At 59.7% G+C, this 13241-nt stretch carries 12 protein-coding genes and 1 rRNA gene; 6 read left to right on the top strand and 7 right to left on the bottom strand.

Annotated features, from left to right (window positions below; all coding sequences use genetic code 11):
* Positions 1-243 (bottom strand): 16S ribosomal RNA (locus tag BM216_RS13780); the annotation flags it as partial.
* A gap of 761 nt (positions 244-1004) precedes the next feature.
* Between BM216_RS13780 and dinB the strand changes: the two genes are divergently transcribed.
* Positions 1005-2093: a DNA polymerase IV gene (gene dinB / locus BM216_RS13785; protein WP_092999774.1), complete on the top strand. Its 1089-nt coding sequence runs from the start codon at positions 1005-1007 to the stop codon at positions 2091-2093.
* 453 nt (positions 2094-2546) lie between these two features.
* On the opposite strand, the gene BM216_RS13790 is transcribed toward dinB, so the two are convergent.
* The 3 genes from BM216_RS13790 to BM216_RS13800 form a co-directional block, all read right to left on the bottom strand.
* The gene (locus tag BM216_RS13790; protein ID WP_092999775.1) at positions 2547-3263 is read right to left on the bottom strand and encodes an IclR family transcriptional regulator; all 717 of its coding nucleotides are present in this window, start codon (positions 3261-3263) and stop codon (positions 2547-2549) included.
* Positions 3264-3388: 125 nt separating this feature from the next.
* Entirely contained in the window at positions 3389-3793 is a 405-nt protein-coding gene (locus BM216_RS13795) for a PaaI family thioesterase (RefSeq protein WP_244530173.1), read from the bottom strand.
* A 163-nt stretch (positions 3794-3956) separates the two neighbouring features.
* A complete protein-coding gene (locus tag BM216_RS13800; RefSeq protein ID WP_092999777.1) occupies positions 3957-4889 on the bottom strand; it encodes a hydroxymethylglutaryl-CoA lyase in 933 nt (310 codons plus the stop codon).
* Positions 4890-5230: 341 nt separating this feature from the next.
* On the opposite strand from BM216_RS13800, the gene BM216_RS13805 reads away from it, so the two are divergent.
* The 4 genes from BM216_RS13805 to BM216_RS13820 all read left to right on the top strand — a co-directional run bounded on the left by BM216_RS13805 (position 5231) and on the right by BM216_RS13820 (position 9555).
* Entirely contained in the window at positions 5231-6475 is a 1245-nt protein-coding gene (locus BM216_RS13805) for a CaiB/BaiF CoA transferase family protein (RefSeq protein WP_244530174.1), read from the top strand.
* Positions 6476-6591: 116 nt separating this feature from the next.
* A complete protein-coding gene (locus BM216_RS13810; RefSeq protein WP_092999779.1) occupies positions 6592-7560 on the top strand; it encodes a Bug family tripartite tricarboxylate transporter substrate binding protein in 969 nt (322 codons plus the stop codon).
* Positions 7561-7570: 10 nt separating this feature from the next.
* Positions 7571-8050 (top strand): tripartite tricarboxylate transporter TctB family protein, encoded by a 480-nt coding sequence (locus tag BM216_RS13815; RefSeq protein ID WP_092999780.1) that lies wholly within the window; start codon positions 7571-7573, stop codon positions 8048-8050.
* Positions 8050-9555, top strand: coding sequence for a tripartite tricarboxylate transporter permease (locus tag BM216_RS13820; protein ID WP_092999781.1), 1506 nt, complete (start codon positions 8050-8052; stop codon positions 9553-9555). Before BM216_RS13815 ends, BM216_RS13820 begins: the two co-directional genes overlap by 1 nt.
* 152 nt (positions 9556-9707) lie before the next feature.
* Here the strand turns inward: BM216_RS13820 and pcaF are convergent, their stop codons facing one another.
* Genes pcaF through BM216_RS13835 form a run of 3 tightly spaced genes read right to left on the bottom strand, consistent with a single transcriptional unit; the run spans position 9708 to position 12318 of the window.
* Positions 9708-10913: a 3-oxoadipyl-CoA thiolase gene (pcaF, locus tag BM216_RS13825; protein ID WP_092999782.1), complete on the bottom strand. Its 1206-nt coding sequence runs from the start codon at positions 10911-10913 to the stop codon at positions 9708-9710.
* 11 nt (positions 10914-10924) lie between these two features.
* Positions 10925-11614 (bottom strand): CoA transferase subunit B, encoded by a 690-nt coding sequence (locus tag BM216_RS13830; RefSeq protein ID WP_092999783.1) that lies wholly within the window; start codon positions 11612-11614, stop codon positions 10925-10927.
* Complete coding sequence (locus tag BM216_RS13835) at positions 11611-12318, bottom strand: 3-oxoacid CoA-transferase subunit A (RefSeq protein WP_092999784.1); 708 nt, start codon at positions 12316-12318, stop codon at positions 11611-11613. Before BM216_RS13835 ends, BM216_RS13830 begins: the two co-directional genes overlap by 4 nt.
* A 147-nt stretch (positions 12319-12465) precedes the next feature.
* Here BM216_RS13835 and BM216_RS13840 point away from each other — a divergent pair, with 147 nt between their 5' ends.
* Positions 12466-13227: an IclR family transcriptional regulator domain-containing protein gene (locus BM216_RS13840; protein ID WP_092999785.1), complete on the top strand. Its 762-nt coding sequence runs from the start codon at positions 12466-12468 to the stop codon at positions 13225-13227.
* Positions 13228-13241 lie beyond the last annotated feature (14 nt).

The following is a 13241-nucleotide window of genomic DNA, read 5'->3' on the forward strand; positions in this document are numbered from 1 at the left end:
GCCTTGGTAGGCCTTTACCCCACCAACTAGCTAATCCAACGCGGGCTCATCCATCCCCGATAAATCTTTCCCCCAAAGGGCGTATACGGTATTAGCTCCAGTTTCCCGGAGTTGTTCCGTAGGGATGGGTAGATTCCCACGTGTTACTCACCCGTCTGCCGCTCCCCTTGCGGGGCGCTCGACTTGCATGTGTTAAGCCTGCCGCCAGCGTTCGTTCTGAGCCAGGATCAAACTCTCAAGTTGAGAATTCAATCATGACTGATCACTATGTTCTGAATCGACGAGAACATTTTTATATGTACACCAGCGTATCTCTACGCCGTTTCCATCGTTCTCACTTCAAAACGTGACCGTCATTTTGTCTTCTAAACAGACCGTTCCAAAACCCTAAAGCCCTGAAACCGTCCGCGAAAACCCGCCGACCACGTTTCTCTTTCTTCCATATTCAATTGTCAAAAAACAGACGCTCAACAGCCTCATTAAAAGCCGAAACGTCATCAATCCCAAGAGACCAACCGTTAAACCGGTCCCAATCAGCATCAGCCAATCTGTCAGAGATTTTATCGACAAGAACTTCGTCGCCAGCAGCGCCGCCGCCCTCGTCAGTGAGTGGGCTTATAAGGCCGGGGCCGTCGCAACGTCAATGGGGAAAAATGCAGGAGAACCAAAAAACCGACATGTCATTGAATTTGATATATATTTTTCTTTTCTCGCTGGAATGCCCCTTTTCTGATTGCCCGGGTTCGGCATACCGGCATCTCCCAACAGGGACTATCGCGGTAGAAGCCCCCTGCCCCGAGGGGTTTCGCCTGAACTTCGGCCGAGGTCGTTAAAATATGCGGATATTCGTAGTCCAGCGGAAACCTGGCGTCCCGAGCCCGCGCCGGTTATCGGTCGGATCAGAGGCCCGGTCGAGAGTTGCCGCCAGAAAGCTCTGCTGATATGTTCTTCTTTTGTTTCGGCGTCGCAGGACGCGTCCCTGGCGGCATATCTGCAGAGCGGCAATGAGCGATATACGAGAGGTCCGCAAGATCATCCATGTGGACATGGATGCGTTCTATGCCTCTGTCGAGCAGCGGGACAATCCCGAGCTGCGTGGCAAGCCGGTGGCTGTCGGCGGGGCCGCCGCCCGCGGCGTCGTGGCAGCAGCGAGCTATGAAGCGCGAGCGTATGGCGTGCGCTCCGCCATGCCGTCGGTGACGGCTGCACGCAAATGCCCCGACCTGATCTTCGTGAAACCGCGCTTTGACGTCTATCGCGCCGTGTCCCAGCAGATCCGCGAGGTCTTTGCCGAATACACGTCCCTCATTGAGCCCCTGTCTCTCGACGAGGCCTATCTCGATGTCACCGAAAACCTGAAGGGCATGCCGATCGCCACCGAGATCGCGATGGAAATCCGGGCGAAGATCAAGGCGGCGACCGGCCTCACCGCATCGGCCGGCATTTCCTACAACAAGTTCCTCGCCAAGATGGCGTCCGACCTCAACAAGCCTAACGGCCAGGCGGTTATCACGCCAAGGAATGGGCCTGCCTTCGTCGAGGGCCTTGCCGTGCGGAAATTCCATGGTGTCGGGCCAGCCACCGCAGACAAGATGCAGCGGCTCGGGATCGAGACCGGCGCTGATCTGAAGGAACAATCTCTGCAGTTTCTAACCCGGCATTTCGGAAAGTCCGGACCTTATTTCCATGGCATTGCCCGCGGCATCGACAATCGCCAGGTCCGGCCCGACAGGGTGCGAAAATCAGTCGGGGCCGAAGATACGTTCGCCCTGGACATCGATGATCTCGATCTGGCAACCCGTGAATTGAAACCGTTGGTCGAAAAGGTCTGGAGCCACTGCGAGGCGAAGGGCCTCTCGGCCAAGACCGTCACCGTGAAGATCAAATATTCCGACTTCACCCAGGCGACGCGCAGCAAGACAACATCCCTGCCCTTCGCCGATTGCAGCCATGTGCTTGAAGCTGCGTCCGAGTTGCTCGCAACCGTTCATCCCTTCAGGCGGCCGGTCCGTCTGCTTGGGGTGACACTGTCATCGCTGACGAATGATACCGGCGACGACAGCAACCAGCCACAGCTCGATTTCAGCGGATAAACGGAAACAAAAAAGCCTGCCGCGGGAGGAGGTGCGGCAGGCTCTTTGAAAAAATTGAACAGCGACTGGGAGGAGGAGTGTCGCTGCTCCATCAGGCTTCCCTCGGGAGGAGGAGTGGGTCGCCTGAAATCCGAAGTCCTGCGGGAGGAGGTGCATCGCTTCGTTGGAGCCAGTTATACAATAATCCCGAATGAAGGTTAGTAGATCCATCGCAAGCCAGCCATGCGCCAGATGCAACCCTTCCGGATAGAAATGCTTAATTTCGAACCGCCCTCACGTGTCGGGCTGCATGGTTGGATCGTGCGATCGATAGCCCTGAACCGTTGACCCTATCGTTCGAAAACTCGGCGCCCTGTATGGGCTGGACGCCGAGATCATCTTAGATCGCTTCAAGTGGACCGGGTGCGCCCATCGTCCACCGCCGCGAGACCGTGCGTCCGCAAGTCTCTCGAACTAACGAGACTTCGACCCGCCGAAAGAATGGGCGCCCAGCTTGCGGGATAGTTCACCGGCCGAACTCTTCAACACATCGAGTTGAGATTTCTGCGCCTCGGGCGTGAAGCGCGGCATCTGAACCGTCAAGCCGAGAGCGCCAATCAACGCGTTTCCAACGCCGAAAACAGGGACGCCGATCGCTCCCGTATCCGGATCGCGTTCTCCGAGGGAAATGTAATAGCCCTTTTGACGAATGTCGTCATAAAAGAGGCCAGGCTCCCCCGAAAACGCCATCAGGATGCGGGCCGTCGCTCCCTTGTCGAGGGTCAGGGAAGCTCCCTCTTCCAGATAGTGCCGGAACATTCGTTCGGCATGGTGCCGGTAGAGACAAATCCGTCGGTCGCCATCCTTGATGTAGAACGCGGCAGTCTCCTGTGTCTCCTCGACCAGCTCGCGCAAGACCGGGCGCACGTAATCGGCGAGGTTGAATGCCCTCTGATACTGATTTCCAAGCCGGTAGAGCGAAGAACCAAGACGAAATCGACCGTCCGGCTCGCGATTGAGATATCCAAAGCGCTCAAGGGATGCGGCGAGGCGCAGGATAGTGCTCGGGTAGAAACCCGTCTTTTGCGCGAGTTCGTTCAGGGTCAGCCGGGGGTCGTTGTCGCCGAACGCGTCCAGGATGGTCAGCGCACGCTCCACCGCCTCAACGCGCTGTTCTTTCTGGCCTGCCATTCAACGTCTCCGCCTGAGGTATTGCAATTCTGGAACGCTTACGGCCTTCCCGCTACGCGCATGGAACCCCTATACTGCATTCGAAGCGCGACGGCAGCGGCAAGTCCGCCACCGCTGCATGGATATCAGCTTCCCGCGATTATTTTCCAGACGCCGTGCGCACTTGCGATGTGGCGATCTTCGACGAACAGTTCGCCTCGCATGAAAACGAGGTGCCGTGTCTCTCTCACCACGGTGCAGGTGATTTCCACCGTCTCACCGATCCGTGCCGGTTCGAGAAACTGCATGTCGAACTGCACAGTCGCCTGAGGCCTGTCCGGATTGTTTTGCCGGGCCGTTTTCCCCATTGCGCGATCCGCAAGCGTCATCAGCATCCCGCCCTGGACGAAGCCGGCGCGGTTTTTATGCTTGGGCTCCGCAAGAAAACGAAACCGCCCCTCTCCTGCAGTCGTCACCTTGTGGAAAACCGGCCCGACCAGCTTGATGAAGCCATCGTCGATTTCTTCGATCCAATCCGTTTCCCCTGTCACGAGGCTGATCCTTTCAAAGGGATGACGCCGAATAGAAGCGCACCTAAGAGCACAGCTGGCATACGCCCGATAACCCAGCCGATAGCAAGTTGCGGTTTCCTATTAGGTCGGGGCAGCCGAAAGTTGATCGCTCTCGAGGCTGAAAACTCGGCCCGGCCCTGGCTCACGCGTACCGGAAACCCTTCGGCAATCCGGCGTCCTGGACATGGCCGTAGAGAGCTTCTCCCGGCAGTCCGGAAAGAATGGTCGAACGGGCGGCGATCAGTTTTTCTATGTCGATCCCGGTTTTCAGGCCCATGGCTTCGAGCATGAACACGAGATCTTCCGTCACGATGTTGCCGGTGGCGCCAGGAGCATAGGGGCATCCTCCAAGCCCGGCCTGGGAAGAATCGAATGTTGTCACACCGACTTCGAGTGCGGCGACGACGTTTCCGAGGCCTTGCCCACGCGTATTGTGGAAGTGAGCTCCGCCAGCCTTCCCCCCGATCTCGCTCTTCAGTCGTTTGAACAGACGCTTCACCTGCGCAGGATTGCCGTAGCCCGTGGTGTCGGAAAGTCCGACGCTGTCCGCACCGGCCTCGACCAGCATCTCGGCGAGCCGGATGACCCAATCTTCCGAAACCGGGCCCTCGATCGTGCACCCGAACGCCGTCGAAATCCCGACCTCGATCCCGGGATGATAGTCAGCCGAAAACTCCTGCCGCAAAGCATGGACGCGAGCGACATCTTCGACGGCTTCTTCAACGGTCCGATTGATGTTTGCCTTGCTGTGTGCCTGCGATGCGGAGACGGGCATGTTGATCTTGTGGGACCGGGCGTCGAATGCCGCCTGCGCGCCGCGAAGGTTCGGCACAAGCGCCAGCACGGTGATGCCGGGGATCTCGGTCGCGGCGGCCACGACCTCGGCACAGTCCGCCATCTGCGGAAGCAGCTTGGGCGACACGAAGGAGCCGACTTCGATTTCGGGCAGCCCGGCCGACGCCAATCCCTTGATCCATTCGATCTTTGTTTCGGTGGGCATCGAGCGCTTGATGCTCTGCAATCCGTCGCGTGGTCCAACCTCACTGACGATCACGTCTCGTTCCACTGCACTCACAAGAACCTCCTCAAATTCCCATCAACAGAATTAATTTCTATTAGACAGAATTTTAGTTGAGGTCAAACGCGTTTCGGTAGCTGTTTTGCGAAGAATTACAGCATTTCGCCGAGGGCATCAATCATTACTGAAGAACTTACTACTCTGATTTTATTGAAATTTCCCCCGCCCACATCACAAGAGAACGATGATGCGTTCCTCAAGCTTCGAGCGACAGCTTTCGACGATCTTATCTTTCCGATGTGCGCCGCAGCATGCAATTGCCTTGACACAACACGGTCTTTGTCTCAATTCTTAAATTAATAGAACTAATTTCTGTCTAGCAGAATATGGAGAATGCCTTGACCCAGACGTTTCGAGACAACTCGGCCCTTCCTTTGACTGGCGTGAAGGTGGTCGAGTTCTCTCACATGATCATGGGACCGAGCTGCGGCATGATCCTTGCCGATCTCGGAGCGGACGTCGTCAAGATCGAACCCTATCCGAATGGTGACAACACGCGTCGGCTGAATGGTTCCGGCGCCGGGTTCTTTCCGACCTTCAACCGCAACAAGCGCAGTCTCGTCGTCGACCTGAAATCGAAGGACGGTCACGAAGTCGCTCAGAAACTCATCGATGGAGCCGACGTCCTCATAGAAAACTTCCGACCGGGTGCATTGGAGAAGCTCGGCTTCGGATATGAAGCGCTGAGCGCGCGCAATTCATCTCTCGTCTACTGCTCCCTGAAAGGATTTCTCTCGGGCCCCTATGAGCATCGGGCGGCACTGGACGAAGTTGTCCAGATGATGGGCGGCTTGGCCTATATGACGGGTCCGACCGGACGGCCCTTGCGCGCCGGCGCATCCGTGAACGACGTGATGGGCGGAATGTTTGCAGCGATCGCTATTCTTGCCTCTCTGCAGGAACGATCGAAGACAGGCAAAGGCCAGCTCGTCCGCAGTGCATTGTTCGAGAACAATGTCTTCCTCGTCGCCCAGCACATGCTGCAGATGGCCGTCACGGGCAAAGCGGCCGCCCCCCTCCCCGAGCGGATTTCAGCATGGGCGGTCTACGACCTGTTCGACACGGGCGACGGTGAGCAGATCTTCGTCGGCGTCGTGAGCGACACCCAGTGGGCAGCCTTCTGCAAATCCTTCGGCCTCGAGAAATTCCTGTCCAACCCCGATCTCCAGACAAATTCCAACCGCGTGCTGCATCGAGACGTGTTCATGCCGGACATCAGGGCGATCTTCTCGGCACTGACTTTGAAGGACGCGCTTGCCCGCTGCGAGGAGATCGGCCTGCCGTTTGCGCCGATCGCTAAACCTCAGGATCTGTTCGATGACCCGCATGTGAGCCAGCCCGGCGGGACAGTCGATGTGGTGTTACCGAACGGAACGGCGACAAGGGTCCCAACCCTGCCGATCGACTTCAACGGGGAACGCCTCGGACTTCGGCTGAACATTCCACGCTGCGGGGAACATAGCGACGAGATCCTTCGGGAGCTTGGATATGAGCAGGCGGATATCGATCGCCTTGTAACCGATGGAGCTGTTGCGGGTGAGCAAACTCCGTCGGCATCCGGCACAGTCCGAAAGCTGGCCTAGATTTTCGAGGCGCCGCAATCGGCTTCCGTCTCGACTTTGCACGGAATGAACGAGGCGGGAGAGCCGATACACAGACAGAGGAACCGGGCAATTATGCCTGCACTTGGGAGGAGTGAATCATGAACCGTCGTCAATTTTTGGCATCCGCCGGCATAGCGACAGTGATGAGCGCGTTGCCGCGTTTCGCAGACGCGCAGACCGTCAAGCGTCTTGAAATTTTCGTACCCGCCGCGCCTGGTGGCGGATGGGATCAAACCGCGCGCGTCATGGACGCGGTGATGCGTGATGCCAAGCTCATCGGCAACTCGCGCATCACCAATGTCGGCGGGGCCGGCGGCACGATCGGCTTGCCTCAGTTCATCAACCAGCACAAGGGTGACGGCAACGCGCTGATGACCGGCGGCATGGTGATGATCGGTGCGATCATCAGCAACAAGTCGCCGGTCGATCTGACGGCGGTGACGCCGATCGCCCGGCTGACGGGAGAATACCTGACGATCGTCGTTCCGGCGGCATCTCCTCTCAAGTCCATGACCGACCTCGTCGACGCGCTGAAGAAGGACGTCGGTGCCGTGTCATGGGCAGGTGGTTCGGCCGGCGGCAGCGACCACATTCTCGCAGGTCTGGTTGCCAAGGCTGCAGGTGTCGATCCGATCAAGGTATCCTATGTCGCCTTTGCGGGCGGTGGCGAAGCCATGGCTGCCCTCCTCGGCAACCAGGTGACGTGTGGCGTATCCGGTTGGGGCGAATTCTCAGAGCAGGTGGCCGCGGGCAACCTGCGTGTGCTCGGCATTTCCGCTCCCGAGCGCGTCGAGGGCATCGATGCACCGACGATCAAGGAACAGGGTCTCGACGTCGAGCTTCTCAACTGGCGCGCCGTCTTTGGCGGCCCGGACCTCTCGGACGAGCAGAAGACCAATCTGGTCGATCTCGTCACCAAGATGGATGCTTCCGAGAAATGGCAATCCGAACTGAAAACCCGCTCGTGGACAAGGCTCTTCCTGGCAGGCGACGAGTTTGCCAAATATCTTGAGGAAGACACGCAACGTATCGCGGGCATCCTCAAGGATCTCGGTCTCGCTTGAGGTCGGACTGATGAGCACGGCACGTAACATCGAACTTCTGGCGGTGGCGCTTTGCGTCATCGCCCTCGGGGTCGGCGTGGTCTACATGACCACGCAGATCGCGGTTCCGCCGACCTATGCAAAAGTAGGTCCAACGATCTTCCCTTATACGGTCGGAGCAGCCCTGATCGGCCTCGGCGCATTCCTGTTTCGTGATGCGTTCGCGGGCAGCTGGTCATGCGAGGTCAATGATGAGGAGGCACAGAAACCCGATCTAGCCCCCATGCTGTGGGTTATCGCGGGCCTGGCGATCAATCTCGTTCTGATCGCCTATGTGGGCTTCATCATCGCGTCGACCGCCATGTTTGTCCTGGTTGCAAAGGCGTTCGGCAGCAGAAGGCTGTGGCTTGCCGCGATCGTCGGCTTCGTTCTCGCCCTTCTGGCATATTTCGGCTTCGCGCGTGTGCTCGACCTGCGCATGGGAAGCGGGCTCATTGAGGATCTTTTCTGATGGACTCCTTCGTTTCACTGGCGAACGGATTTGCCGTTGCGCTCACCCCTGTCAATCTCATGTGGGGCCTGATTGGCGTCACGCTCGGCACCTTCGTGGGCGTCCTGCCTGGGCTCGGACCGGCGCTGACAATCGCGATGCTGCTACCCATCACGTTTCAGGTGGAGCCGACCGCGGCGTTCATCCTGTTTGCGGGCATCTATTTCGGTGCGATGTTCGGAGGATCGACCACATCCATCCTCATCAATACGCCGGGCGAAAGCGCGACGATCGTCACTGCACTCGAAGGCCATCAGATGGCGAAGAGAGGCCGGGGTGGTCCGGCGCTGGCAACCGCTGCGATCGGTTCCTTCGTGGCCGGAACGCTCGGTGTCGTCGGCATAACGCTACTGGCGCCCATCATTGTCAAATTCGCCCTGACCTTTGCCCCCGCAGACTATTTCGCACTGATGCTGCTTGCCTTTGTGACGGTATCGGCGGTGCTGGGTTCGTCCATGGTCCGCGGCCTGACCGCGCTGGTGCTCGGCCTTCTGATCGGGCTGGTCGGGGTCGATTTGCAAACCGGCCAGGCGCGCTTTGCATTCGGACAGATGGCGCTTCTCGACGGGATCGATGTCGTCATCATCTGTGTGGGCCTGTTCGCAGTTGGAGAAACCTTGCATCTCGCATCACGCTACCGGGCAGGCAAGGACGAGATCATTCCGATCAAGGGGTCCCTCTGGATGACCAAGCAGGATTGGGCCCGGTCCTGGAAGCCGTGGCTGCGCGGCGCTTTCATCGGTTTTCCGATCGGCGCCATGCCTGCAGGCGGGGCTGAGATCCCGACATTCCTGTCCTATTTCACCGAAAAGAAGCTTTCGAAACATCAGGAAGAATTCGGCAAGGGTGCAATCGAGGGCGTGGCGGGGCCGGAAGCCGCCAACAATGCCAGCGCCGCTGGCGTCTTCGTCCCGCTTCTGACATTGGGCCTGCCCACGTCTGCGACGGCCGCGATCATGCTGTCGGCATTCCAGTCCTACGGCATCAATCCGGGCCCGCAACTCCTCGTCTCGCAGCCCGACCTCGTCTGGGGCCTGATTGCCAGCCTCTATATCGGCAACATCCTGCTCCTCGTTCTCAATCTGCCACTCGTCGGTCTTTGGGTCCAGGTCCTGAAAATTCCGACGCCATATCTTTACGCCGGCATCCTCCTCTTTGCGACGATCGGCACATACGGCATCAGCCAGTCCGTCTTCGACCTGGCTCTGCTTTACGCGATCGGAATCGTAGGCTTCTTCATGCGCCGCTATGATTTCCCGACAAGCCCCGTGATCATCGGCATGATCCTCGGCCCGTTCGCCGAGCAGCAATTCCGACGCGCAATGACGATCAGCCAGGGCGACTTGTCGGTTTTCTACACGCGACCGATCTCGGCGACGCTGATTACGATCTCTGTTCTTGCCCTTGTCGTGCCTTTGGTTCTCGGGCTTTTGCGCAACCGCAAGCCCGCAAGCGTCAGCACTTGAGCAAGCTGGATCATGAGTGACTCTGGGGGCGATGCATCGCCCCCAAGAGTCTTTGGGATACAAACTTGCAACCGTGATCCGAGCGGATCAGAAGCTCCCTCCGCTTGCTCGCGCGAAGGTCAAATAGGCCAAATGCTCGATCCGATAGGCTCTCACGCCCGTTCAAGTGCTACAGAGATACCCTGCCCAACTCCCACACACATGGTCGCAAGTGCGTAGCGGCCCTCGCCGAAAGCCAATTGCAACGCCGCCGTTCCAGCGATACGGGCTCCCGACATTCCAAGCGGATGCCCGAGCGCGATCGCGCCGCCGTTCGGATTGACCCGCGGATCGTCGTCGGCGATGCCGAGTTGGCGCAACGTCGCCAAGCCCTGCGATGCAAAGGCCTCGTTGAGTTCGATCACGTCGAAACGATCCTGCGTCAGGCCAAGCATGGCCATCAGCTTCTGGGACGCGGGAGCCGGGCCGATGCCCATGACGCGCGGCGGCACGCCGGCGGTCGCACCGCCCATGATACGGGCAATGGGTGTCAGGCCGTATTTTCTGGCGGCCGCTTCCGACGCGATGATGAGGGCGGCAGCACCGTCGTTGACGCCGGAGGCATTGCCGGCGGTCACCGTCCCGCCCTCCTTCTTGAAAGGAGTACCAAGCTTGGCAAGCGCCTCGATCGTGGTTGCCCGAGGGTGCTCGTCCTTCAACACGGTGATGGCATCACCCTTGCGCTGGGGAATGACGACCGGGGTGATTTCCCGCGCCAGGCGGCCGTTCTCTTGGGCCGCTGCGGCTTTCGCCTGGCTGCGGAGAGCGAAGGCGTCCTGGTCCTCGCGGGAGACCTCGTAGTCCTCGGCAACGTTCTCGCCCGTTTCCGGCATGGAATCGACGCCGTACTGCTTCTTCATCAACGGATTGACGAAGCGCCAGCCGATCGTCGTGTCGTGGATTTCGGCATGACGAGAAAAGGCGGTTTCTGCCTTGGGCATGACGAAGGGCGCACGGCTCATGCTTTCAACCCCGCCCGCGATCATCAACTCGGCCTCGCCCGATTTGATTGCACGGGCTACCGTGATGACGGCATCCATGCCGGATCCGCAGAGGCGGTTGATGGTCGCACCCGCGACGGAAACCGGAAGGCCGGCCAGGAGGAGGGACATGCGCGCGACATTCCGATTGTCTTCGCCCGCCTGATTGGCGCAGCCGTAGATCACGTCGCCGACCGCCTCCCAATCGACACCAGCGTTCCGTTCGACAAGCGCCTTGAGCGGCACGGCACCGAGATCGTCGGCCCTGACGGAAGACAGCGAGCCGCCGAAGCGGCCGATGGGTGTACGGATGTAGTCACAGATGAAGGCCTCGGCCATGGCTGCGCTCCTTACAATTGCGGGACGACGAGATCGGCTACCGGTTCGCCGACATGGAGAGGGGCACCCGTCATGGCCTGCAGCTCGTCGATGCTCATGGCGGCGAGCTTCTCGCGCAGTACGAAGTTCCCGTCGACGATGTCGATGACGGCATGGCTGGTATAGATGCGGGTGACGCATGCGACGCCGGTCAGCGGAAACGTGCATGTCTCCACCAGCTTCGGCTCGCCGTTCTTGGTCACGTGTTCGGTGATGACGAAGACCTGCTTGGCGCCATGCACGAGATCCATGGCGCCACCAACGGCGGGAACGCCCTTCGAACCGACCCGCCAGTTGGCGAGATCACCGCTCTGCGCAACCTGCAGGGCACCGAGGATCGCGACATCCAGATGGCCGCCGCGCACCATGGCAAAGCTGTCTGCGTGGTGGAAGAAGGCTGCACCCGGTTTCAGCGTGACCGCTTTCTTGCCGGCATTGATGAGATCCCAATCCTCCTCGCCCGGTCGCGGCGCCTCGCCAAAATTAAGGATGCCGTTTTCCGTGTGGAAGATCGCCTCGCGCCCGGGCGGCTGATAGCGGGCGACCATTTCAGGGAAGCCGATGCCGAGATTGACATAGGCGCCGTCGACGATGTCCTGGGCGGCACGCCAAGCGATCTGGGCATTGCTGAGCTTGATGTCTTCGCGGGCAATGATGGTCATGCGTAGGTCGCTCCGGCTCGAATGAGCTCTTCTTCCTGGCTCGGCTTCGCCACCTCAACGAGGCGATCGACAAAGATGCCGGGCGTCACGACATGTTCGGGGTCGATCTCGCCCGGCTGCACGATCTGCGAGACCTGAACGATCGTCCTGGCGGCGGCCATGCACATCAGCGGATTGAAGTTGCGAGCCGCCTTGTTGTAGGTCAGGTTGCCGTGCCGGTCGCCGAGATGGGCCTTGACGATGGCGAAATCCGCCTTCAGCCAGCGCTCCTGCACATAATGCCTTCCGTCGAACTCTCCGGTCGGCTTGCCCTCGGCGAGCTCCGTGCCGTAGGCAGTCGGCGTGTAGAAGGCCGGGATGCCCGCACCGCCGGCACGAATGCGCTCGGCAAGCGTTCCCTGGGGAACCAGTTCCAGCTCGATCTCGCCTGCCAGATACCTGTCTGTGAATGCACGCGGATCGGACGATTTCGGAAATGAGCAGATCATCTTGCGGATCATGCCGGCGTCTATCATTGCCGCGATCCCGATGCGGCCGTTGCCGGCATTGTTGTTGATGACGGTCAGTTCTCTCGGCCCCTTGTCGATCAGGGCATGGATGAGTTCGATCGGGGCACCGGATCCGCCGAAACCTCCGATCATGATCGTCGCCCCGTCGCCGATATCGGACACCGCCTCCGCAAGGCTGTGGCTCGTCTTGTCCATCCGCGACCTCCCAGGCATTTGGATCTGACTGGCTCCATATTTTCTCGGAGCCTCTGGCGAGAGGTCTAACGCCGCTGGCGCTCGACCTCAATGACTTTGTGCGATATGATCTGTTTGTTGCAATACCGCACAAGATGGAGTTCTACCTTGGTCATCAAGCAAAACGACATGATGGGTGGTCTGGCCAAGGGCCTGCGTGTGATCGAAGCCTTTACGGCCGAAACGCCGCGGCTGAGCATTTCGGAGGCGGCCGAGATCGCTGGCCTCGACCGGGCAACGACCCGTCGCTGCCTGCTGACGCTCGCAGAGCACGGATACTGCGCCTATGACGGCAAGTTCTTCACGGTTACACCGCGCGTGCTGCGGCTCGGCACCGGATGCCTTGCCTCCATGCCGCTGCCTCGCATCGTCCAGCCCTGGCTCGACCAGCTTTCCGAACGGATCGGCCAGAGCACGTCGGTTGCCATTCTCGATGGTGCCGAAATCGTCTATGTGGCGCGCGCGGCGCAGCGCAAGGTGATGTCGATTGCCCTCATGCCCGGATCGCGCCTCCCGGCCTACTGCACATCCATGGGGCGTGTCATGCTGGCCGCGCTTGCCGAAAACCAGGCACGCGACATTCTTCAAAGTCATCCTCTCCAGGCCAGAACCGTGCATACGCTCAGCGACATGGATGCGGTCATGGCGGAACTCGCGCGTGTCCGGGCTCAGGGTTATGCCGCGGTTGACCAGGAGGTCGAACTTGGCCTGCGATCCGTCGCCGTGCCGGTCAAAAATGCGCGCGGCGTGGTCATTGCAGCCCTGAACACCGGTCTTGCGGCCTCGCCGGAACCGATGACGGATGTCATCGAGGCCTATCTCCCACCACTCCTTCAGGTCAGCCGGGATCTGATGGGCATCCTGTCCTGACAGGAGGCGCCACC

It is taken from the genome of Rhizobium sp. NFR07 (assembly GCF_900111905.1).
Lineage (GTDB): Bacteria > Pseudomonadota > Alphaproteobacteria > Rhizobiales > Rhizobiaceae > Neorhizobium.